Origin of the sequence: Sphingobacterium shayense, assembly GCF_013179575.1 — a bacterium.
GTDB classification, from domain to species: domain Bacteria; phylum Bacteroidota; class Bacteroidia; order Sphingobacteriales; family Sphingobacteriaceae; genus Sphingobacterium; species Sphingobacterium shayense.
Genome location: NZ_JABMCQ010000055.1, coordinates 1 through 23559 on the forward strand (window position 1 = coordinate 1; position 23559 = coordinate 23559).

Annotated in this window: 21 protein-coding genes; 10 read left to right on the top strand and 11 right to left on the bottom strand. The window is 42.4% G+C overall.

The features are described from left to right. The 5 genes from HP439_RS08555 to lipB form a co-directional block, all read left to right on the top strand. A partial coding sequence (locus tag HP439_RS08555; RefSeq protein ID WP_172389923.1) for a SusD/RagB family nutrient-binding outer membrane lipoprotein occupies positions 1-1044 on the top strand: 1044 nt, incomplete at its 5' end. 148 nt (positions 1045-1192) lie between these two features. Continuing rightward, entirely contained in the window at positions 1193-1960 is a 768-nt protein-coding gene (locus HP439_RS08560; protein ID WP_172389924.1) for a hypothetical protein, read from the top strand. A gap of 413 nt (positions 1961-2373) precedes the next feature. Further along, positions 2374-2526, top strand: a complete 153-nt coding sequence (locus tag HP439_RS08565) for a hypothetical protein (RefSeq protein ID WP_172389925.1) — start codon at positions 2374-2376, stop codon at positions 2524-2526. Positions 2527-2550: 24 nt separating this feature from the next. Next, complete coding sequence (locus HP439_RS08570; RefSeq protein WP_172389926.1) at positions 2551-2691, top strand: hypothetical protein; 141 nt, start codon at positions 2551-2553, stop codon at positions 2689-2691. Positions 2692-2973: 282 nt separating this feature from the next. Continuing rightward, a complete protein-coding gene (gene lipB, locus HP439_RS08575) occupies positions 2974-3672 on the top strand; it encodes a lipoyl(octanoyl) transferase LipB (RefSeq protein WP_172389927.1) in 699 nt (232 codons plus the stop codon). A gap of 108 nt (positions 3673-3780) precedes the next feature. Here the strand turns inward: lipB and HP439_RS08580 are convergent, their stop codons facing one another. Genes HP439_RS08580 through HP439_RS08590 form a run of 3 tightly spaced genes read right to left on the bottom strand, consistent with a single transcriptional unit; the run spans position 3781 to position 9560 of the window. Beyond that, a complete protein-coding gene (locus tag HP439_RS08580; RefSeq protein ID WP_172389928.1) occupies positions 3781-5280 on the bottom strand; it encodes a RagB/SusD family nutrient uptake outer membrane protein in 1500 nt (499 codons plus the stop codon). Positions 5281-5290: 10 nt separating this feature from the next. Further along, positions 5291-8431, bottom strand: a complete 3141-nt coding sequence (locus HP439_RS08585) for a SusC/RagA family TonB-linked outer membrane protein (RefSeq protein WP_172389929.1) — start codon at positions 8429-8431, stop codon at positions 5291-5293. Between the two features lie 52 nt (positions 8432-8483). After that, complete coding sequence (locus HP439_RS08590; protein WP_172389930.1) at positions 8484-9560, bottom strand: FecR family protein; 1077 nt, start codon at positions 9558-9560, stop codon at positions 8484-8486. A 186-nt stretch (positions 9561-9746) separates the two neighbouring features. Here HP439_RS08590 and HP439_RS08595 point away from each other — a divergent pair, with 186 nt between their 5' ends. Continuing rightward, entirely contained in the window at positions 9747-10349 is a 603-nt protein-coding gene (locus tag HP439_RS08595; RefSeq protein WP_172389931.1) for an RNA polymerase sigma factor, read from the top strand. 66 nt (positions 10350-10415) lie between these two features. Here HP439_RS08595 and HP439_RS08600 read toward each other — a convergent pair whose 3' ends face one another. Together HP439_RS08600 and HP439_RS08605 are read right to left on the bottom strand one after the other, a co-directional pair. Then, positions 10416-11420 (bottom strand): nucleoside hydrolase, encoded by a 1005-nt coding sequence (locus HP439_RS08600; RefSeq protein WP_172389932.1) that lies wholly within the window; start codon positions 11418-11420, stop codon positions 10416-10418. 185 nt (positions 11421-11605) lie between these two features. Further along, the gene (locus HP439_RS08605; protein WP_172389933.1) at positions 11606-12217 is read right to left on the bottom strand and encodes a hypothetical protein; all 612 of its coding nucleotides are present in this window, start codon (positions 12215-12217) and stop codon (positions 11606-11608) included. 168 nt (positions 12218-12385) lie between these two features. Between HP439_RS08605 and HP439_RS08610 the strand changes: the two genes are divergently transcribed. After that, a complete protein-coding gene (locus tag HP439_RS08610) occupies positions 12386-14512 on the top strand; it encodes a catalase (protein ID WP_172389934.1) in 2127 nt (708 codons plus the stop codon). 119 nt (positions 14513-14631) lie between these two features. On the opposite strand, the gene HP439_RS08615 is transcribed toward HP439_RS08610, so the two are convergent. Beyond that, a complete protein-coding gene (locus tag HP439_RS08615; RefSeq protein ID WP_246229307.1) occupies positions 14632-15180 on the bottom strand; it encodes a DUF6766 family protein in 549 nt (182 codons plus the stop codon). 9 nt (positions 15181-15189) lie between these two features. Beyond that, the gene (gene tnpB / locus HP439_RS08620) at positions 15190-16314 is read right to left on the bottom strand and encodes an IS200/IS605 family element RNA-guided endonuclease TnpB (protein WP_172389935.1); all 1125 of its coding nucleotides are present in this window, start codon (positions 16312-16314) and stop codon (positions 15190-15192) included. Positions 16315-16475: 161 nt separating this feature from the next. On the opposite strand from tnpB, the gene HP439_RS19530 reads away from it, so the two are divergent. The 3 genes from HP439_RS19530 to HP439_RS08635 all read left to right on the top strand — a co-directional run bounded on the left by HP439_RS19530 (position 16476) and on the right by HP439_RS08635 (position 18484). Then, on the top strand, positions 16476-16802 hold the full coding sequence (locus tag HP439_RS19530) for a hypothetical protein (protein ID WP_246229309.1): 327 nt from the start codon (positions 16476-16478) through the stop codon (positions 16800-16802). 320 nt (positions 16803-17122) lie between these two features. Beyond that, positions 17123-17611 (top strand): YciE/YciF ferroxidase family protein, encoded by a 489-nt coding sequence (locus HP439_RS08630; RefSeq protein ID WP_172389936.1) that lies wholly within the window; start codon positions 17123-17125, stop codon positions 17609-17611. Between the two features lie 189 nt (positions 17612-17800). After that, the gene (locus HP439_RS08635) at positions 17801-18484 is read left to right on the top strand and encodes a DUF421 domain-containing protein (RefSeq protein WP_172389937.1); all 684 of its coding nucleotides are present in this window, start codon (positions 17801-17803) and stop codon (positions 18482-18484) included. Between the two features lie 58 nt (positions 18485-18542). Here HP439_RS08635 and HP439_RS08640 read toward each other — a convergent pair whose 3' ends face one another. The 4 genes from HP439_RS08640 to HP439_RS08655 all read right to left on the bottom strand — a co-directional run. Continuing rightward, positions 18543-19280 carry an SDR family oxidoreductase gene (locus HP439_RS08640; RefSeq protein WP_172389938.1) on the bottom strand — a complete coding sequence of 246 codons (738 nt, stop codon included), beginning with the start codon at positions 19278-19280 and terminating at the stop codon, positions 18543-18545. Positions 19281-19285: 5 nt separating this feature from the next. Then, complete coding sequence (locus HP439_RS08645; protein ID WP_172389939.1) at positions 19286-21484, bottom strand: hypothetical protein; 2199 nt, start codon at positions 21482-21484, stop codon at positions 19286-19288. A 201-nt stretch (positions 21485-21685) separates the two neighbouring features. Beyond that, on the bottom strand, positions 21686-22543 hold the full coding sequence (locus HP439_RS08650; RefSeq protein WP_246229310.1) for an MBL fold metallo-hydrolase: 858 nt from the start codon (positions 22541-22543) through the stop codon (positions 21686-21688). 1 nt (position 22544) lies between these two features. Beyond that, positions 22545-23559: L-serine ammonia-lyase (locus tag HP439_RS08655; RefSeq protein WP_172389940.1), on the bottom strand; the 1015-nt coding region annotated here is incomplete at its 5' end.

Consider the following 23559-nt stretch of genomic DNA (forward strand, 5'->3'; position numbering starts at 1 on the left):
CTTTCTCAAAAAGAAGAGATTCTCTCTCCCGCTTATGCAACCCAGGAGAAAATATACAAAGATATCTTGAACGAGCTTAAACAAGCGGCCGACACACTAATAAAATATCAAAGTGAAAAAACATTTGGCACTGCCGATATTATCTACAAGGGCGATAACGGTAAATGGGCAAAATTTGCTAACTCTCTACGCCTACGATTGGCCACACGCATCAAAACAAAAGATGGGGCGCTAGCAAACGAGCATATCGAAGACGCTCTCACCAAAGGTGTATTTACATCTAACCAGGACAATGCAGTTTTCACTTATTCAGAGACCTCCCCTGGGGAAGCTCCGTTATTTCGCGCTACGGTAACTGCCAACCGTAAGGACTTTACGGTATCACATGTTATCGTCGAAGCCCTGCAAGGCAAGCGCGGGCCTTTTAAAATCGAAGATCCTCGACTAGCGAAGTATGCAAATAAAAATGCCGCAGGAAACTATGTGGGTCACCCATATGGCTTGCCTCTAAGCGCATCGAGCGTACTACCGATAACGACCGTATCATTGCCAGGTGATATCATAAATGCGGCGAATTACGGTGAAGTTCTTCAAGAATACGCCGAAGTAGAGTTCTTAATAGCAGAACATAAATCGTGGAATCAGGAAGCCTACAAAAAAGGAGTCCGAGCTTCTTTAGAGAAATGGGGTGTGAGTGGTACAGCTGCAAACCGCTACATTGACGCACTTCCTGCCGCAAATAAAGAAACCGTGTTGACGCAAAAATATCTCGCTTTATACAATCAAGGAGTTGAAGGATGGTCAGAAATACGCAGAACCGGATACCCGCTGTTCCTGGTGAAAAAGAACGATATCATTTGGGAAGGTACCGTAAATGGTGCGCCGCGGACCTACCGTTTCGTCCCTGAACAAGGAGACGGAATTCCTAGTCGGTTCATTTATCCTTTAAAAGAGCAAAGTACCAACAAAGCGAACTATCAACAAGCACTTGCTTCTCAAGGCGACGATGTGCTGCAAACGAAGGTCTGGTGGAACAAAGAGTAACATTGCTTTCTTCAGAAATGTTTTAATTTAATAACCTTTTTCTCGGAAAGGCAAACAACCTGAAGATGTTAACGTGGGATTAACATCTTCAGGTTGTTTTACGTTGTTCGTCAATTTTCCTACCTTTGCAAGCTCAAAATTTAACACAATGTTTTTTATTTACCGCACATACGAATACCTGCTTAACGCTAAAGAAGTAAAAACAACATTAAAAAACGAAAGCGACGCGAAGACCTATACTTTAAATATCGTTACCATAGCTCGTGATTTCTTATTCATGCCATTTGGGGGCGGTCTGGTGAAAATATCGAGACTATATGATGGGGAAGGAAATTTGATTAAAAGCTCTCGCTATTCGAAAGAGCTTAAAGCTCAGATAAAAGAAATTAAGAAGGAAAGCCCAATTCCTTATTTCCGGCTTTGGAAAGGATTCTTATTCGTTTTAATTGCGCTCGTTATCACTAGCGCAATTATGGGAATAAAGAACAAAATTGATGCAAACGACCGTGCGGAAACAGTGGCGCTAATGATCGTGGAGTTGACTAATATTCATCCCGGCCAAATATTTGCCGCTTCTTTTTTCACAGATATTGAAGGAAACAACATAAACGGACTTCCTGAGGGATGGGTAAGGGTCGTGAAATTAGACAATGATGTGCTGTTTCTTCAGCGGTCAAAACAAACTGTTACTACCGCCGGCTTATTTGACTTGGAACACCTAATTCCTATATTACCTAACACTGAAGAAGATTGGGAGCCAGTAGCGGAACGATTTGATTATCGCTTAATCAAACAGCAATTAGAGGAATCTCCTAAAAAGAGTCGCATTGACGCCTCGTACATTGAAGAAGATCACGAAAAATATAAAGGTGTGGTAATCGCTATCAAAGGAGTGAAAACCACTTACCAGCAATAATCATGATATACCGAGGTTGGGGCGTTCTGGCCCTTCTTATTCCCATTTGTACTATTCTTTTTGGTACCTATTTTTTTGGCACAAATGGGAACACAAGCTTAGAGATATTCCTTTATAGCCTCCTTGCGGCCTCTCCCCTAGTGTTTGTCACAGACTTCTTCTTAAATAGAAAAAACCGACACGATCTATGGCTGATCCCCCTACAATACTGGGGGATTATATGGGCTGTGATAGCGATCACCGTGCTGGTCTATCGACGGTTAGTTTCATAATTTATCCCTTGTCAAACCAAAATATTAGTTTAAATTAACCTTGTTCTTAGATATACTCAATTAATACACTAAAGATCAATTACTTTCCGTACCTTTAGTTAATATGTCTGCAATATACTTAACCCCGTTAGCAGACCATCTATGAAACTTCATCTCGTTAAAGGGATAGAAGCTTGTTCTAAATTAAACGTATTGGTTTTTCCTTCAGAAAAGGAAAACGCCTTACCAAAACCGGCGGAATACCATATCGCCAATATTTCTCTGACATTTATCGAACATATCGGTCAGATCTAATTCTCACTAACAAAATTTCACATCATGAGTAAGAACGAAAAATCAAATAAGAATATAAAAAAAGAGAAAAGCACAACTCCAAAGACTCATTCTTCTTATCAACAGGAAAAAGATTCTGTTTCAAAAGATAGTTTCGACCACCAAATAAATAAGAAAAAGAAATAGCCCTCAAATTGGCTATTAAACACACGAGCCGGTATTATTAGCTTCCTACATTCGCGTCCAAAAGTTCATGTAGGAAGTTACTCTTTAGTGGCAGGGTCCTTTTACTCATTCCACCCCCTCATCTTATTTAATACCTTAAAAATCAAACTATTACACGTAAAACTATTTAACAGCGAGAACGACATTACGTGCGCAGAAAGATCAATTTTTACTTTACCCCCATAAACCAACTATCACGTTGGCTTTTTATTGCATAAATTTGTAGCAAGAAGAGAACAATAGATGCAAAACAAAAAAGTAACTTTCGCAGACTGGGGTCTACTCGACTATCAACAGGCATGGGACAAACAAGAGGAAGTATTCGCAAAAACACTTGCCGTAAAACATGATAACCGAGTTAACGGTACAGAACTACCGACACCCAACCATCTCATTTTTACAGAACACCCCCATGTATATACACTGGGAAAAAGCGGGCACAAAGAGTACCTTCTGTTGGACGAGGATGGCCTACGCGAGAAAGAGGCTACCTTTTACAAAATAAATCGAGGAGGAGATATTACCTACCACGGGCCAGGTCAAATCGTGGGGTATCCTATATTAGACTTGGATAATTTTTTTACAGACATCCACCTATACCTTCGAACTTTGGAAGAAGCAATCATCCGCACCTGTGCCGATTTTGGAGTCACTACAGGGCGCTATGATGGCTTTACAGGCGTTTGGATCGATGCCGATAACGATAAAGCGCGGAAAATTTGTGCGATGGGCGTACGAGCGTCACGGTGGGTGACGATGCACGGATTCGCATTCAATGTCAACTCAGATTTGAGCTATTTTGGAAACATTATTCCCTGTGGAATAGAAGATAAGGATGTGACATCACTACAACGTGAGGTCGGGGAAAAACTAGATATCAACCAAGTCAAACAAGTTCTTAAAAAACATATCGCCGAGCTGTTCCTTATGGAAATTGTTTAGCTATCGCAGTGGCTACCATTTTAATTTTTACAAAAAACATCAAACCGCAGAAGGTTTATATCCTTACCACGGTCTGATGCCTTTAAAACAATCGATATCAGGAATAATCTAATTATATCCTGGATTCTGGGTTAGATTTCTATTTTTAACAATCTCATCATATGGAACTGGGAACAAGTTGTGATGAGCCTGTACATTTGTCACTCCATCCGCGTTGTCATCTGCAATTCTTCCTATCGCGTCAACGAGTGTACCCCACCGGCTCAGATCCCACTTTCTCTGAAACTCACCAACAAATTCTCTTGCGCGCTCTTCCATTATCTCATTTCGAAGTTGTGATTGGCTTAGATTGTCGCTCGATGTAATAAGATCGGCTTTCGCCCGCTCTTTAATCATGTTTAGATGAGCAATAGCCTCGCTCGTGTTCCCCAATTCATTAGCCGCTTCCGCCAAAATCATGATAACATCAGCATAGCGTAAAAAATAAAAATTCTTTTCACTGGCTGTTCTATTCGCTGTAAGGTCCCAAAACTTCGGCCCAAACCAAGGTCTATCGCCTTTTGATCCTCGATTAAATAACTGGCCATTGTATCCCCACGACAGTGACACTTCACGGCGCTCATCCTCTGGTTGATAAAGGGACATAAAGTAAGTTGTTGGATAATACTGCGGATAGGATTGTAAGATAGTTGACCCAAAATTAACCCCAGCGTATGTTCCTCCTTTTGCATCGCCTGTTGGAAAAAACCAAGTATAGAACGAGTTTACAATAAAGTTCTGGTTTGTTTCAGCATTCCTCATGTACTGTATCTCGAAAATCGACTCTTTATTGTTCTTACTTTTATTATATGGATCAAATAAGGTCGCATAGCTAGGAAGCAGTATGTATTCGCCATCTTTAACTTGACTAGCATTCTCATAGGCCTGTTGCCAATTTTTATCGAATAAATAAATTTTTGCCAATAAGGTCAATGCTGCACCTTTAGTCACTCTTCCTGTATTTTTGCTGTCGTAATTCTTCGGCAAACTAGAAGCTGCTTCTTGCAGGTCAAGAATCATCTGCGCGCGTACCTCAGCAATGGGACTACGGGGTAACTGCGAAACTTCTTCGATTTTTAGTTCGTCCGTCCATAATGGGACATCCCCAAAAATATTGGTAAGAATATAATAATACATGGCCCTAAGGAACTTGTTCTCACCCAATAATTGTTGCTTTACCGCATCATCAATTTCAGATTGGGAGATTCTGTTAATAACAAAATTTGCGTCTTTGATTGCCGCATAACATACGCGCCACACCGCATGGCTGTTTGCTTCCGTAGCAGAGGAAAAGTTGTAATCTTGGATAGCCTCAACCGAAGCGCTTCCACCTTGGTTCATGAACAGATCTGTACCTGCCATGGTAACACTCCAAAAACCAGTTTGGTTAAATATACCCGGCAAATGGCTATAAACACCGTTTGTCGCCTGTCGACATTGATCCGCTGTATTAAAGAATGCATCCGGCGCTATGATGCTCTGCGGATCCTCATTGAGCGTTTTCTCACAACTTAAAAAGAAACAAGCTAGAGTAAGAATAGGTATAAAGAAAAATTTTCTATTTGACATAACAATCGTATTAAAAATTAAAGTTTGCTCCGATGGATATTGTGCGACTATTTGGATAAGCACCATTATCTTTAGAGCGAATAGTAGAACTCGTTCCGGCGGAATTCACTTCCGGATCATACCCATTGTAACTGGTCAACAAAAACAGATTGGTACCAGAAACAAAAACATTCAGTTTATTATCGGATTGACGGAACAAAGCGGAACTAAGATCATAATTCAAAGTCAGTGACTTCAAACGCAGAAATGACGAATTTTGTAGGAAATAAGTACTTGGAATATTGTCTCTGGAATTTACAGCAGGAATATCTGAAGTTGAATTCTCCTCTGTCCACCGATCTTTCATATAGGTCATCTGGTTCGTCAGATATAAACCAACGCCCGTAAAATATTCCATTGAGTTCCACATCGTACTCCCGTGTTGAAATTGAAGGAACATGTCCAACGATAGATTTTTATACCGGAAATTATTTCCCCAACCGCCGAAAATCGGTGGATTTGGTGTTCCTAAATAATGATAATCATCAATATTTAGTTCCCCATCACGCTTGTGGTCATAATATTTCTGTTTACCAGGCTCGTAAAAATTAGAGATCGAGACGTACGTCCTATCCTCGATTGGCTTGGCTAGCTCGGCGTCTATCTCCGCTTGATTATGCCATACGCCGGCATAGTCTAATCCGAAATTAGATCCCACAGGAACACCGACCTGAAGGTAATTCGTTGTCGCACCATAACCCGTATTATCTAAAGCGACCATAACTAATGGACCTAAATCCGTAACTTCCTGATTATTCGTACTGAAATTCAACGATGTCGACCAACCAAAGTTCTTATTGTCGATTACCGTACCCCTAATTCCGAGTTCAAAACCGGAAGAAACGGTCTTACCTACATTAATCAATCGGCTGCCATAACCTGTTTGCGTCGGGGTCTGCACCGTCAACAATAGGTTTTTAGTATGCATTTTATAATAGTTGGTTGTAACGTCAACCCTTCCATTGAATAACTGAAAATCTACGCCCGCGTTGAGTTGTGTCGACGTTTCCCAAGTGAGATCATCATTGGTTATATTGCCTTGTTTATACCCTAACGTTGGTATGCCTCCAAATACATAACCATTGACATCGGCGCTCAGCGTTGGTAGCGACTGATAGTTGCTAATCCCTTGATTTCCAGACAACCCATAACTAACGCGTAGTGATAAATCATTTAGAATAGACTCTGAGATAGACATATTCTTAAAGAAGTCCTCCTCCGTTAACCGCCATTTAATGGCTGAGGAAGGAAAATAACCCCATTTTTTATTCGCCGCAAAATTGGACGCTCCATCGTATCTATTGGTGACAGTGAGGTAATATTTGTTTGCATAATTGTATTGCACACGCCCTATAAATGATAACTGCCGGTTCAAACTGTTAGCGGACGCGATATTACGCTGGTCTTGCGGTATACTGCTGAAGCTGTTCCACCGCACGATGTCGTTTGTAAGTCCTCCGCCACCGACGTCAACCGAATTGCTTTCAGTCGTTTGGTAGGTAAATCCACCCAATAGATTCACATTGTGCAAACCAAAGCTTTTATCATAGGTTAACGTATTCTCATTCAAAAGGTAATCTTTAAATCCTATATCTGTGCTGGCAACACCAAACTCTGCACCACTTGCGACATAGGATGGCATATAAGACGGTACATAGTCGTGGTAGATACTATTGGCGATATTCACCCCTAACGATGTTTTAAAGGTCAAGCCATCTAAAATGTCGTATTGCGCATATACACTTCCCAACAGGTCGTTATAAGTAGTATGAGCAGTAATCATCTCCGCTGATGCGAGAGAGGTGTTTACAACACCCCCACCGAAATAGGCAATTGGGTTATAACTTGAAGGAGTCCCATCTGGTTCTCTAGCGGGCATCGTAGGGGGTAGCGTCAACATCGAACTCTTCCAACCAGCAGTCGTTCCAAGGTTCACACTTGAACTCGGCTCCCTTTTATAGCGAGCGATATTCATATTAAGCCCCATCTTAAACCGTTCGCCGACCTTCTTTGTTAGATTAAGGTTCGCTTGATAACGTTTATACGAAGAATTTAATACCACCCCTTTTTGGTCGACAATATTTCCCGATACCCGATAGGTGAAACTCTCACTGCCACCGGCCATCGCAAGGTTAAAATCCGAGTAGGATCCAGTTTGAAAAATTTCCTCTTGCCAGTTTGTCCCTATAGGGCCTGTAATGGCTAAAATCGAATCGACGTTCGGATAAAGCGGCGCCTGTCCCTCATCGATATAGGCTTCATTAACAAAAGAGACGAAATCTTTCGCTCCCATCATATCAACTAGCTTAGGCACGTTTGATATCCCGTGAGTAGCCGAAAACGAAAACTTATCTTTCCCCGCTTTACCTTGTTTTGTTGTAATGATAATCACCCCGTTGGATGCTCTAGAGCCATAGATTGCTGCTGAAGAGGCATCCTTTAGAACATCAATGCTTTGTATGTCTGCTGGATTAATAGTATTTAAATCCCCCGCGCCAACGATACCGTCGATAACATACAAAGGCTCATTTGAAGCACTAACTGAACGACTCCCACGGATCCGAATAGTGGTACCTGCCCCCGGTGCTCCTGTAGTGGAGGTTACCTGTACACCCGGTGCTCGGCCCTGAAGCATCTGATCCACGCGCTGAACAGGAATATTCTTCAAATCATCCCCACTCACTGACGACACGGCGCCCGTTAAATCACGCTTTTTAACCTGCCCGTATCCTACCACGACAACTTCGGCTAAATCTTCAGAAGAAGGAGTTAATCGAACTAGTAGGGAGTTTACACCAGTAGCATTGACCGCAACGCGCTGGGAATCCGATCGCACAAAACCAATCATAGAAACCACTACTCTATAAGTGGCACCACGCTGCAGTTTATCAAAAGAAAATGATCCTTTTTCATCCGTTGATTTTTTTAATACAAGCGTGTTCGCATCCGTGTAAAGTTCGACGGTCGCGCCTTGAACTTCACCACCCAGTTCGCTAATAACCATTCCATTTAACTGCCCATTGTTTTGTGCCCATGCGGGGAAGCATAGCAAGAGCGGTAAGGCAAGCAGTGCGATTATCCGCATTTGCTTATAGATCGTTTTTCTGTCCATTTCAATTTTAAAATTCAATTTTAATCACTTGTTAACTATTGTTTTAATACTGTTACTGTTCTTCTTTATTTTTTTGGTAAAATCTTACAGATCGATCAGGCTGGATTTCATAATCTAAACCATTAATTAGGGCAATCACATTAAGGATCGTTTCCAGGTCGTCTTCCGCAGAAAAATCACCCGTAAAATATAAACCTTGAATGTTAAGACCTTCCAGATGAAATTTCACTTTCTTGATGACGGATATATTTTTAAGCACCTCCATCAGCGACTCATCCTGAAAATGTAAGTTCCGTTTCGATTCTTTTGGCCGCTCAAGGGTGGACCTTGTCTCCACCGGTGCACGCTCATTACGCTTAGAGGCCTTCTGTAAAGTCATGCGATCGGTTTGAATCTGAAGTTTCTCTCCGGGAAGCAGATGTTGTTCGGCAATTGGATATAGCGCCACCGGCAAGGAATGTACAACCACTCTACCAGTAAGTAGCGTCACATTCACCGTATGTGTTGATCGCGCATCAATAATAAAAGAAGTTCCAAGCGCAGTCGTCGTATAGCCTTTTGCCTCAACGACAAATGGACGAAGTGTATCTCTAGCTACAGTAAACTTTGCTTCACCCTTTAGAATTAGATAGCGATTACGCTGGCCGTAATCATCTTTATAATCGATACTACTCCCAGGGTAAAGGATAATTTTTGATCCATCTTTAAAAGCGATCATTTTTTTTCCGTCACCATCGTTACTAATCCGTTTCAGTTGGTAAGAATGTACCTCTTTCCTACTCGATGCAAAATTATCGGCGGGAGGTCTGGCAGGCCAAATCAGATAGGCCAATCCAAAAATAAAGAGTACCGAGGCCGCGGCAGCCCAGCGCTGCCAGATCCGCCGCACAGGTCGTTGAACAACTTTCTCTTGTGCCACCCTGTCTAGAATATTTTCTAAATAAATCTGGTAATCCCCCTCACGATGCAGCAGCTTATCGTCTTGAAGTTCACCAAATTCATCTTCCATCGTGGCGCGCAACTCGACCTCCTTATTCGTTAGTTCTGACAGCAGTTTCTTACGTCCCTCTGCCGACAATTTCCCTTGCCAAAATAGCCGAATTAGCGTTTTTATCCTTTCGTTCATCATGAATAAATACACCAAGAATCACCAAAGGGCCCTATTTTTTACATTAACAAATTGTAAATAAATCATCACCTATAACTGCGCGTTAATTGATGATTTGTTAACACGGTTTTAAAGGGTCTCCCCATATTAATTCAATAATTTTGTTGCGTTTTATCCAACCAAAATATCAGGTATTCTGAAATACATATGGTGACTTTTGAAAAAGAAATAGCAGATATTACGGGCTTGAAAAATGGAGATGTCCGTGCTTTTACCAGCCTATACCAACAATACCACAGGTTAATCCACGCGAACATTCTAAAACTAGTAAAGGATCCTGAGGCGTCCTCGGAAATACTCCAAGACGTGTTTTTTTCATTGTGGCAAAACAGGAATAAAATCAGTGTGGAAAGACCTCTAGGAGGCTGGCTTTTTATGGTTAGTTACAACATGTCTTTAAATTATATTCGCAAGGAACTCAAAAATTCTTTAGTTTTCGTTGACGAGTACCCTGCAGATTTGATAGGCATATCCATAGAAGATCAGGACGAGGACACCTTTGAATTGCAGATGCAGTTACTGCAAGACGCTGTTTCCGAGCTACCTAAGCGAAAACGTGAAGTTTTTCACATGTGCCGCTATGAAGGTAAGACAAAAAAAGACGTCGCTGATAGTTTGGGCCTGAGCTTACGCACAGTGGATAACTATCTGAAAGAGGCCAATAGACGGGTCAAGGAACATGTATGGGAAAAACACCCTGAGCAGGCAGGTAAAATTTGCTTGATCCTACTGGTTTCAACTTTGGTCTAAAAACAAGCAGCCTGTGATCGATCGTTTCAAAAAAAGCCCCACTCCCCATCTAGTTCTTCTCAGCACTTACTTAGCCACTGGCTGATGCATCATATATGTTTCTATCTTAGAAGCCATCTCTTCATCCGTTGCTCGTTTTATTAAGTATGCATGTCGCCCCGCTTCATCTTCAATCCAACTATTGGCCCCAGTTTTCTCATTTATTTGCATGGTTCCTCGCTTAATATCATAAAACGGCCGATAGCCTTTAATCGCAACGAGCACGGCAGTCTGATCCCAGCTACTACGCCCATGTGGATTGTCTTGAGCAAGACTTAGACTATAGGCGTCTTTAATAGGGCTCTTGTGAACGGGCATCTCAGCAGTCGCTTTCCCCGTGAGAACCGTATTACCAATCTCAAAGCCGCTAAAAACTATCTCTGTGGGCCATGAATCCACAACATATGCGGCAGCGACGGCATCCTTTTTCACATTAAATTCACCCTCTTTGCTAGCCGGAAATTCTCCCGCCATGCTGACAAGCAACCGAACTTTCCTCTTAACCAACTCTAGTCCGTCAAGATCACTGTATTCATCCGCTTTAGATTGCAAAAGGTTCTTCAAATTTGTCAAAAATCCTACCGTACATATTGTAATGCTATTATCTGGCGCAACGCTAAGAATTTTTCTATATACCGCAACAGCATCCGGCGCTTCCGAAGTTTTTGCTGTTGGATGTGCATAATTTCCCGCAAGAAACTTCGGCCATTTCGATCCTTCATGCCAAGTGGTGAGAGAGACACCTTTTCCCTTAGTTACTCCCACAGGGATATCTGGCCGTTTAAAATAACCGTTTATGACCTCAATACATGGAATCACATTTTCATCCATATTGGATGAGATAGTCGCCAAGATGTTTACCTCTCCGCTGTCTGCCAAAGCATGCATCAAAGCCATTGCACCCACGTCGTCATAGTCCGGTCCGATATCGGTGTCAAGAATAAGATCCACCTGAGAAGACTCAAGTTTCGCTGTAGGGACGTCGCAACTAACAAGCAACAGCGATAGCAAAACCAAAAGATTTTTTTCCATAGGATGTCGTTTTAAGTTTGGTTAAGAAATATCAACAAGTTAAGAAAAAAAACCAATTACTAACAATCAACCTTCAGCACATTACCGAGAAGAAATGACTAACCGATTATATTACTCTAGTATTTGGTTAACCGTATATAAACGCAACTACTGGAGAAAAAATCGCATTCAATATCATAATATCATTATTCTTGAGTCTCAGATTTTTCCAATAGTCCGGAGACCAAGGCCTTCCATTGCGGGTATGAGAATCCCATCTTGGCTCCGATTCCGACCAGCCCGTTACGAGCATTATCAATGAATCGTTCGTTTTCGAGGTTGACTTCTTCATTCCGCCCATAATAGAAAACATGAACCGATAGGCCTTCCTTTTTTACTACGAAGCTAGAGCTTGCAAACGCTCGAAAAAAATGGGACGCTTCGAGATTCTCGGTACTCATCGGCGCAGCACATGGTTGAACAGTCAGCTGTACAAACCCGTCCATCGGTCTGTCTTCAAGCCCTGTAACACGCACCCAATCATAGCCTTCACCACTCACGGTACCTGGCCCAGGGATATCTATTTTTATAAAATCGCCCTCTCGAGGATTTTGTTCGATAGGTTCGCCGAACGAATTTACATGTACGAACTGTGCGGACAGAGCGCCTGCAACGTCATGCCAACGGTTTATGTCAAACAGCATTGTCCTAATACGCAGAAACGCGCGTTCCGCTACTTCCGGCGATCCATAGCCTCTGGCTTCCTGAATATCGAGCTGCTTGCCTCGATATTGCTCTGGTATGTTTCCCTCTTCCATCTTAAATTAATTGTTTACTATCAGAATGGTCAAGCATACCAAATAGTTTTAAGCCAAAATAATCGATCAATAGTAGGTTTTCTTTTAATACTACTAAAAAAGAAAACTATTACCATTCTTCATTGTTCGAAAACTACGCACAATCATACTTCTATAAAAATCAATATCATGGGAAAGAGAGTAGTATCAAAAAAAGAAAAAGATCTAGCAGCGAATAGCCTCCAAAGTGTAGATCAGGCTATGACCACCAACCAAGGGATTAAAATAAATGACGACGCAAATACACTGCGCGCCGGCGAACGTGGACCATCGCTCCTTGAAGACTTTATATTAAGAGAAAAGATAACCCACTTCGATCATGAGCGGATTCCAGAGCGCATAGTTCATGCGCGAGGAAGCGCTGCCCATGGCTACTTCGAACTTTACGAAGACCTCAGCGAATTCACGAAGGCGGAAATCCTCACCGATACCAGCAAAACAACTCCCGTATTCGTTCGCTTTTCTACAGTGGCGGGAAGTAGGGGTTCTGGTGATCTAGCGCGTGACATTCGAGGATTCGCCGTGAAATTTTACACCGATCAAGGAGTGTTTGATCTAGTGGGTAACAACACACCTGTATTCTTTATCCAGGACGCCATGAAGTTCCCAGATATCATCCACGCCGTCAAACCTGAACCAAACAACGAAATTCCCCAAGCGGCGTCGGCCCATGATACCTTCTATGATTTTATATCCCTGGCTACCGAAAGTTTGCACAACCATATGTGGGCGATGAGCGATAGAGCGATACCGCGTAGCTTCCGCATGATGGAAGGTTTTGGAATACATACCTTCCGCTTAATTAATGCAAAGGGGAAATCACATTTCGCCCGTTTCCATTGGAAACCCCTACTCGGGGTACATTCAGTAACATGGGACGAAGCCGTGAAGATTAATGGTGCTGATCCTGACTTTCACCGGCGAGATCTATGGGAAGCCATTGAGAATAAGCAATATCCATCATGGGAACTAGGGTTACAGATTATTGCTGAAGAAGATGAACATAAATTTGAGTTCGATCTACTTGATGCAACCAAATTTATCCCCGAAGAACTTGTACCAGTCAGACGTGTGGGAAAGATGACACTTGACAGGAATCCGGAAAACTTCTTTGCTGAAACAGAACAAGTTGCTTTTCACCCTGGGCATATTGTTCCAGGCATTGACTTTACGAACGATCCCCTGCTACAGGGAAGGCTTTTTTCCTATACAGACACGCAGCTTTCTCGCTTAGGAACTCCTAATTTCCATGAGATTCCCATTAACCGCCCTGTTAACCCAGTCTACAATAATCAGCGAGACGCACAGATGCGCATGACGATAGATTCAGGGCGATCTAGCTATTTCCCAAATACTCTGGGCGGCGGCTGTCCTTATCTTTCGAAAATTGCAGCGGGCGGTTTCGAAAGCCATCAAGAACGAATCGACGGTTCAAAAATAAGAGGAAGGTCAGCAAGTTTCAGTGATCATTTCTCTCAGCCAGCACTGTTTTTTCGCAGCTTACAACCGTGGGAACAACGCCATATGATAAACGCATATACCTTTGAGCTAGGCAAATGTACAACCGAGGCCATAAAGACCCGCATGCTTTGGCTGATGAATGAAATGAGCCCTGAACTTGCCGCGGCGGTAGCGACAGGCCTTGGCCTTAAGATCCCTGAAACAATAAAAATGCCGATAAATAGAAATATAGGAGCGGACGCGTCACCAGAAACACAGCAACCCGGCGCTGCAAAAAATTATCTCGATAAATCCCCCGCATTGAGTCAAAGCTATCTAAAAAGCGAAACGATTGCGACCAGACAAATAGCAGTGCTCGTCGCCGACGGTTTCAATGAGCAAAATATGGCCGATAAAAAGAAAGTATGGGAGGGCATGAATGCTTTTGTAAAACTTATTGCTCCTCACGGCGGGGTAGTACTTTCGGATGCTGGAAATGAGCATCCTGTCGATGCTTCCATTGACACTACAGAAAGCGTGCTGTTCGATGCACTATATATTCCTGGCGGAGAACAAAGCATTGCAACCTTAAAAACTCATGGGAAGGTCGTCAAATTTATAAACGAAATGGTAAAGCACTGCAAAACGCTGGCCTTTGACGATGATGCGCGCACTCTTCACGACTTATCCGCCGCCAAGGAATTTCCAGCTGACCAGGCAATACTTATTGATGCCAAGCCTGTCGATATTGCACTAGCGATTGCTGAGCACCGAAATTGGAAAAGAGAACCAATGACGACGCAGATTGCAGTCTAAATTGGAGAATAGTTTTACGAAATCTGGTCTCAGTTTGCACAATCGGTCCCTGCTGTCACGCCGCTTATTGGTTTTTGACACAGAGACCGCTTTTACAGACCCCGAGTAAATAATACTAATTACTCCCCCGTTTCTATATTAGGTGCATCCACTGGCTTAGATTCAGGAGAGCCTTTCTGACGAAGGAATATCGTCAAAATAACGATTGAAGCAACTGAGAGAAACTCGCTTTGCCAATTTTGAAACATTTCGAACCAAAAATTCGCCTGGGTGATAAACTCCCAGACCCCCACTGTAGACAGATCGTCGATAAGCCGGCTCGTGTTAAAATCATGGAAGCTCCCGTAAAAATGCATGCCTAAAGTAATAACAAACAACAATATAAATGCTATCGATAGGGAACGTTTATATACTGCTAAAATCCACCCGCCTCTCCGAACAGGCCATGGTGCCGATGGTTTTGCAACAGGCTCTCGGTCAACCGCCGATTCCCCTCCCAGACTTTTCGACTCCGATGAACCAATTTGCCTCAAACTTATCGTGAGAATAACGTACAAACCCATTTGCAAAAATTCGCTCTCAAAATTTTCAAACGTCGCCGAAGTGAACCACCCATTTGCTAAAGACAAAGGGGCTTCGGGTTTCGCAGACTTATGCTTTGTTACCAAAGTCTTATTTCAGTCTCCATCCGTGTAATCGCCAGTCCCTGACGATATTATTTTTAATCCTTCTTTGAGAATATTTTTTGCAGCGTTTAAATCACGGTCTAAAACGTGTCCATTCTGGCAGGTCCATTCTCGTACCGAAAGAGTTAAGCGTTGATTTATCCAACCACATACACTGCAAGTTTTGCTTGATGGGTAGAAACGATCTATTTTAACAATCTGTTTGTCATTCCAATCGGCTTTATATTCAATGAACCGAACAAATGTTCCCCAACTGGCATCAGCGATATGCTTGGCAAGTTTATGGTTTTTAACCATTCCCTCCACATTCAAATTTTCTAAAGCAATTATATCATACTCTGATACTAATTGGTGGGATAATTTGTGTAAATGATCATTTCGGGAGTGGCTAATCTTTTCGTGAATTCTTGCAATTTTTCGTCTTTGTCTTTCAAACGAATTACTACCTTTTGTCTTACGAGAAAGATGTTTTTGTGCTTTTGCTAATGCTTTTTCATATTTCTTTGTGTATTTGTGGTTTTTAAATTTAACGCCATCAGAAGTAATAGCAAAGTCTTTCAAACCTAAATCTATTCCACAGGCAGCACCCGTCTTTTCTTTGGGTTGATAGTGTTCTTCTGATAGTATGGATACAAAATATTTCCCTGTTGGCATTTTACTTACAGTACATTTTCCAATCTTACCCTTTACTTCACGGTGACTATTTACTTTAATAGCCTTTTTAAACTTTGGTGCGTAAAACAGCCCATCTTCAAGTTTTGCAAATTGCGGAATCGTGAAACTGTTCTTTTTCCTCTTCGACTTAAATCTTGGAAATTTAGCGTGACCACGATAGAAATTCACGTAGGCAGCTTCTAAAGATTTCAAAGCGGACTGTAAAGATTGGCTATTGACTTCTTTAAGCCAAATCGTTTTTTCGGTATTCTTTAATGCTATGAGTGTTGCTGCCTGCGTATGGTAATTATCAGACTTTTTATCTGCTTGATACTGGGCTTGTTTTTCATTTAAAAAATGGTTGTAAACATATCGGACACAACCAAAATGCTTATCCAGCAACTCTTGTTGCTCCTGTGTGGGTTGAAGTTCAAATCGATATGTCCGAAAAATTGTCTTCATTATACTATTAAATAACCCGCCCGGGTGAAATTAATTAAAAAATAATAGGTAATATATTGATTAAGATACTGGAATTCAGCAATCTTAATATCGCAAAACAATCCGTATCTCTATCAAAGGTAGCAAATAATTAGCTAAATACGTTAGTAATAATTGATTCTTTGAATATTGATTCTTTTCCACCTATCCATGCGAGCAGCAAATCAAAAAATGGCGGATTTCTAATTCGTTATGTTCCACGTCTGTCAATTACTTCTATTGTTCGTAAGTTAAAGCACGAGTCTACTTACCCTATCCGGCATTCAATTCATAAGCCATTCTTATCTAAACATTTTGGAAAGAACATACTTTCTGGTCAGATGGATACTTGGTTTGCGCTATTAATGAGGCATCTCCTGAGACCATTCGTGGGTACATACTCTGGTCAGGGGGTAGTCGCTGACATCCCACAGGCTAAAGACCTCTGGGTTTTACGCTCCGTTTTATAAATACGACCGAAAGGTTATTTCGGTACATCCAAGAGTAATTTAATTTGTCCTTGTTCATGATAGCCGCGTTTAACGTATGAAGAACGTACCTTGATTAAAAAGGTTTTACTGGAGAGCCGCACTTTGTACAAGAAAAAAAGAAAATACTCCGCCTCAGAAGCAACCAAGTTCTATTGCCATATTTACTCTTTATTTGCAATTCACAGCGTCCAGGGGCGCATCGACTTTCATCTTTACAAAACCATTTCGTTTGTGCCCTGTTCATTAGGAAACATTAAAAATCAAAAGTTATGGCAACAATCAAAAACACACAAAAAGAGATGCCGAATGCGCATCTTCATGAATTATTCGTGGATGAGATGAAGGACGTGCTAGGTGCCGAACGACAGCTATTAAAAGGACTTAAAAAGCTTTCATCTAGTGCACAGAGCGATACCCTAAAGAGCGCATTTCAGAAACATCATTCACAAACCGAGGAGCATATTGAGCGTTTGAAGAAAGCCTTGGAATCTGTTGGCGTTGCCGCTCGTGGAAAAAAATGTAAAGCTATGGAAGGGCTTCTTGGTGAGGCCGAAGAAATAATTGAAAGTTTTGAAGGCGATCCTGCAGCAGATGCGGCACTGATTGCTGCCGCTCAAAAAGTAGAGCACTACGAAATAGCTAGCTATGGCTGCCTTGTAACTTACGCGAAGTTGATGGGCCACGCAGAAGCGGAACAGCTGTTAGCGTCAACTCTGGCTGAAGAGAAAGAGACAGATACGCTACTGACAGAAATTGCGATGAGCGAATCGAATACCGCGGGTGCATAGATTTTACCTACGCTTCGGCAGGTTAATAATGCCTCGCTGAACTTTAAAACTTTTCCTAAACAAAAAATAGTAACGGACGTTAGTAAGTACAGCAATTATATGATACCAGCTCGCTTGGAAGGTAGACAAACACTTTCAAGTGAGCTGAATTGTTAATTAGCAATTACTTAAAAACTTTAATCGGTTGAAATGGATTGGCATCGTATATTTTTTAGTGATCATCCTTATGACTTCTTCATCGAAATCCTTTTTAGAACACCTATAATGTTCTTAGGGGTGGTACTTGTCTTACGGCTAACCGGAAAACGAGGTGTCCAACAACTCTCCATCTTCGAAATGGTGATGATTATTACGTTGGGATCCGCTGCGGGCGATGCGATGTTTTACGAAGACGTCGGTCTATTTCATGCCCTCGCAGTGTTTGTAATTGTTTTAATACTCTACCGACTGATCGTTATAGCAATCGCCAGAAGCGAGAAGGCGGAAAAACTTTTAGAAGGCGAGCCTTTATATCTGATAAAAGACGGCGCAATAAGAATCAACGAGATCGACGGTGATAATATGGGTGCGGATGAATTCTTTGGGGAGCTTCGCGGACAGCATATAGAACATTTGGGTCAACTTCGTTGCGTTATCTTAGAAGATACCGGAACGCTCAGTGTTTTCTTCTACCCAGAGCAAGAGGTAAGATACGGTTTACCGATATTACCCGATGAATTTAAAAAGAAAAGCGCCATTATCCCGCAGGCGGGGCTCTATGCATGTGCACGATGTGGCAATACGCAAAACCACTCCGCCACAGATCAAGCCATATGTACACTCTGTGAAAACAATGAATGGGTATTAGCGATTAACACACCACGAATCACCTAGTAAAAAAGACTTCTAACTTGTCAGAAATAGGTGATTAATCAAGTATTAACTCAAAACCTTAAATAAATTGACGCAACGCCTTAACCTTAATCTCGGGAAATGATATTCGCCGATCTCGGCTCAAAATAAAATACACTAGGTCTGCAATATCTTCTGACTTTAACATTTCTCGTTTATCCTCTTTTTCACGCATCTTTTCGGGCGGCATGCTCTGCATATCCGTCCCAACGGCCGCAGGTTCTATGAGGCTCACCCTAATATTATCGGGGTTCACCTCCTTACGCAAAGCTTCAGTAAATCCCTGTATGCCGGCTTTACTCGCCACATACCCCGTACTCGTACCTTCACGTCCGTCCGCACTCATTGATCCAATGTTGATAATATCTCCTTCAATTTTTTCTGCCTTCATCCGCTCAGCAAAAAAACCTGCGAGTCGCAAATAAGCGTCCAAGTTCGTTTTCGTCATATAGATTAGATCTTCTGGATCGACGCCCTGCACTCCAGAAAACCCAACCGCAGCATTATTAATAAGCACTGAAAACGGCCCTTCCTCTTTCCATATTTTGGGAAGAAGATCGGTCCAGGAATGATAATCCGCTAGATCATGTAGCAAAGACTTGATATTGTTTTCAAGACCCCTCCCTTTCGCTTCGCTCATTAGGCTATCCAGCTTCGAGCTGCTTCGACCAATAATAAAAACCTCGTATCCTCGTTCGGCCAAAAGAAGTGTCGTGGCGCGGCCAATTCCCGCTGTGCCTCCTGTAAGAAAGACTTTCTTGTTTTCTACTTTTTCCATCGTTTCTATATTTTGATAGTTATTTCTTGTCCCGCATGAATGTTTATCGTCTTCGATCGGTCACTCATTTCAAACCGCATCCCTTGGGTTGACTCAATCTGATATTTGGAAGTCCCCAATCCGAATCCATGCATTCGGCATTTAAGCACATCGCTGCCCAATATTTTCAGCCTAATCATGTTCTTTTTGCGCTTTAGCTCAAAAAACGGATAATTGATCCATAAAATCTCCCCCGGTCGGAGCAGATCAAGCGTCTGAACGTTGACCAGCTGAACCAATGCTCCAGCCCCGTACACCTCTTGTCCGACCTGTCCTATGGCATCCCATCCATCACCAAGATCTTCCACCGGAAGCCAAATTTTGGAATTGAGATAACCACTTTTAGGATCAGTCGTCAAAACATCAGTGGGCAACAGTGGCGGGAAGTAATAAGGTATCCGAGCGCCACAGTATTTCGAGTATTCAGCCAACATCGCCATTAACTCCACACTTAGGGGAGCCTTGGATTGATCGGCTAAGACCATGAACCGACGTATCGATGCCAATACCTCGTGTTCCTCGAAAATCGCAGAATACTTCGCGTCAGAAAGAGGGAACAATGTAAAAAACGTCGGGTATTCTTTAGAGTTCCCATACGTTCTGTTCCAAATCCCACAATTTCGCACTATATTCCCCCAGCAAAGTTCACTATATAACAAGTATTTAGATTCCTTAGTAATAGTCCAAAGCTTTAACAATGCCTCTGCGGCGTAAGCCGTATTGTTAGACTGATATATCAGATCAAAGCCATATTCAAAAAGTGATTTCGCTGCCCTTTTAGCTTCCTGGAGATAGACGTTCTTTTCGCTAAGTTCAAAGGCTCTCAGCATCAAAAATGCATACAAACCAGGGACGTCCTTTTCCCCCCCGGCTCCTGGCTTAGATTCTCCTTTTATCATATCTAAGCTGTCTATATCATAGAATATGGGCCATTTATAATCAAAATGCTTAGCGACCTTGATGCAGAAATCAACCGAGCTATAGAACCTGCTCGACAATTCCTCATCGTCAGCATTTTTTCTAAGTACGTTTGCGAGATGAATCAACGGATGGAAAAGGTACCAGGAATCCATTACCCTCGGTTTCTTTTGTTCCTCTTCTCCATCAAGATGTTGGACTCGTCCCCTAATCCATCGGCCAAAACAGCCGATCTTCTCTTCGTAAAATTCACCAAAGCCGGCCAATAAACCCTCGATTATATGTTTCGCGTTTTGAGATTTAAACCGCTCCGTATAACGAATCAACGGATCTATAACTGTCATTTGCACCATACTTTCTGCTGGCGTCCCGTACCCATTATAGTAAGCGTTTAAGTACCCATACTTCTGTATCTGTTGCCAGCAGCCATGATTGCGCGAGAGATCACGTAAAGATCGGCTGGCATAGGTAACAATTGGTTTTACGGTGAGCTCCGGCTTTTTTAGATATTGATATATCTCGAATAACAACCTAGTGTATGACTGTGACGCCTCTATAGCAGTTTTGGATATCGCCGGATCCAGAATCACGTGTCCATTATTCAATACATAATCCTTGTCCGGATTTAATGGCTCGAATTCTGAAAAGGGAAGCACTAATCCTAGCTCAGGCCACCGAACTTTCACGCAGTCCGAAAGGCTTGCATTGATAGCTTCAGCATAATCGTTCAAATAGCCAAGATCTTGAAAATAAAGTATGTTACCACCTTCATTAATCCCTAGATCAAAATAACATTGTGCGGAACGAAGCTGGTGCTGGTTGAGATAAATTTTTCCTTTTTTAGGAAATTTATATCCCTCTGCATCTAGTATAAACACGTCGGGGACTGATTCATAAGCGACAGTCGGTTTAGCTGGCCTAAAGACTTGCTTGAATTGTACATGTAAAAATGGTTCAGCGCGGACGCTAACGTGAACGAAGTATTCCCCTACAGGAGTGGCCACTTCTATTTCATAGTTGTGGTTTTCAGTTTTACTGACCGACGGCTCAAATAATATAGTGTTCAAATGCAAAAGCCGAACAAATAATAGTTTGCTATTATTCAGGTCAACCTCGAGTAGAATCTCATTCGGGAGATGGAGCAGACGTATATTATGAGATCCAACCTTCTGTTTACCTAAGACTTGATATCCTTTGCGCTGTATTTTTTCTCGACTGACTTGAACTGAAACAGACAAATTGTTCATAAAAATCGGACTTAAATCTTCCTTACGAACATATAAGTCTCAACACTGGATAAACAGTTCAGCTCTTTCCCGTATTTAAACCAATCATTTGCGTAGAAACACGCCGATGTACGCCGGAATGTCGCGCATCCACCAACAAGAAATAGGTGAAGTTTCGTTCACACTAAATCTAAAGATAGAGTTGTTAATTACAGAGAGTTGTTAGCCAGCTTCGGGGAAAATAATTTTGGTTTGGATCGTTGCTTGTATTGAGACTTCATCGCTCGATACCGCGCGGTGTGTAACATGTTTTACTTCTTCCCAGTCAAATAGCTCAGTCTCCTGGTAACGCGTCGCTACGGAAAGTTTTATATCTTCACAATACGAGCAGAATGTACGCTGAACAAGGTCGACTGTATTATTCTCCCCTGAAAGATGGGTTAAAATCAAGTGCCTTAATCTCGGCGTCCGGTGTGCTAAAAAACTCTCTAGGGCGATTCTATTCGACATATGCCCCATTCCGCCGGAGATCCGGTTCTTTAAGTAATAAGAGTACCGACCCCGTTGCAACATTTCTTCATCGAAATTAGACTCGAGCATCAGTATATCCGCATTTGCAATTGCACGTTCTACATTGTTACACGCACGTCCCAAGTCTGTCAGCACTGCCACATTCACGCCGTTAATATGCACCATAAAACTACATGGCTCCCGGGCGTCGTGGTACTTGGGAATACCATAAACCGACAGGCTTCCAATTTCAATTTTCGCATCAGTCCCCACAATATGGACTAAATGTTCGGGCAGATGAAGACGAGAGCCCTGATATGATCCAGCCGTGATGTACACAGGCACTTGGTAACGTTTACAAAACACGGAAAGACCGCGGATATGATCGGTATGTTCATGGGTGATAAAAATAGCCTTAATTGATTTTGGATCAATTCCCAAGTTTGCCATACGCAACTCTACGTGTTTCGTATTAATACCAACATCGATCAATATGGCGTCTTTCCCGCTGGCAATATAATAGCAGTTGCCATTACTTCCAGAAGCAATCGCTGCGTATCTCATATTCATACTAGCATTCTGGTAAACTCAGCGGTACTTTGATGGCTAACCCTCCGTCCGCTGTTTCTTTATATTTTACATTCATATCTTGCGCTGTCTCCCACATCGTACTAACAACAGCATCGAGACTCACTCTCGCTTTATCCGGATTAGAGCCTAGGGCCAATTGCGCCGCAGTGATTGCTTTAACCGCCCCCATAGTATTACGTTCGATACAAGGAACCTGAACCAGCCCGCCAATTGGGTCGCAGGTAAGCCCCAAATGGTGTTCCATAGCGATTTCAGCGGCCATCAATGCTTGACGCTGGGATCCTCCAAGACATTCTGTTAGCGCTGCTGCAGCCATCGCAGAGGACACTCCAATTTCAGCTTGACATCCGCCCATAGCTGCTGATATCGTTGCGCCTTTCTTGAAAATCGACCCTATCTCAGAGGCCGTCGCAATAAACTGCATAATTTTTTCCTCCTTATAAGCGTCATGAAATGTGATGTAATACAGAAGCACTGCTGGAATTACTCCCGACGCTCCATTTGTTGGGGCTGTAACGACCCTTCCGAACGAGGCATTCTCCTCATTGACCGAAAGGGCAAAACAACTCACCCAGTCCAAAATATAGTTAAAATCCTTACCTCCTGCACGAATTGCCGTAAGCCAAGAATCGAAATCATCGTAGCTCCGCCCCTTTAAAAGACGCCTGTTGATTTTGCTCGCGCGGCGTTCAACATGCAATCCTCCAGGGAGGACGCCTGGCGTATGACACCCTTTGTAAATACAGTCTCGTATAACATCAAAGATCTGCATCATGCCTACCTTCGTCTGTTCCTCTTTACGCCAAACAAGCTCATTTTCCATCACCAGTTCAGAAATCTTCAGACCGGTCCTCATACACCAAACCATAAGCTCCTGTGCCGTATCTACAGGAAATGGCAGATCCACCTCACTCAACACACTCTCGGAATCATTCTCTTGAACAACAAAACCGCCGCCAATAGAGAAATAAGTTTCTGAAACCGCTGTTCCGTCG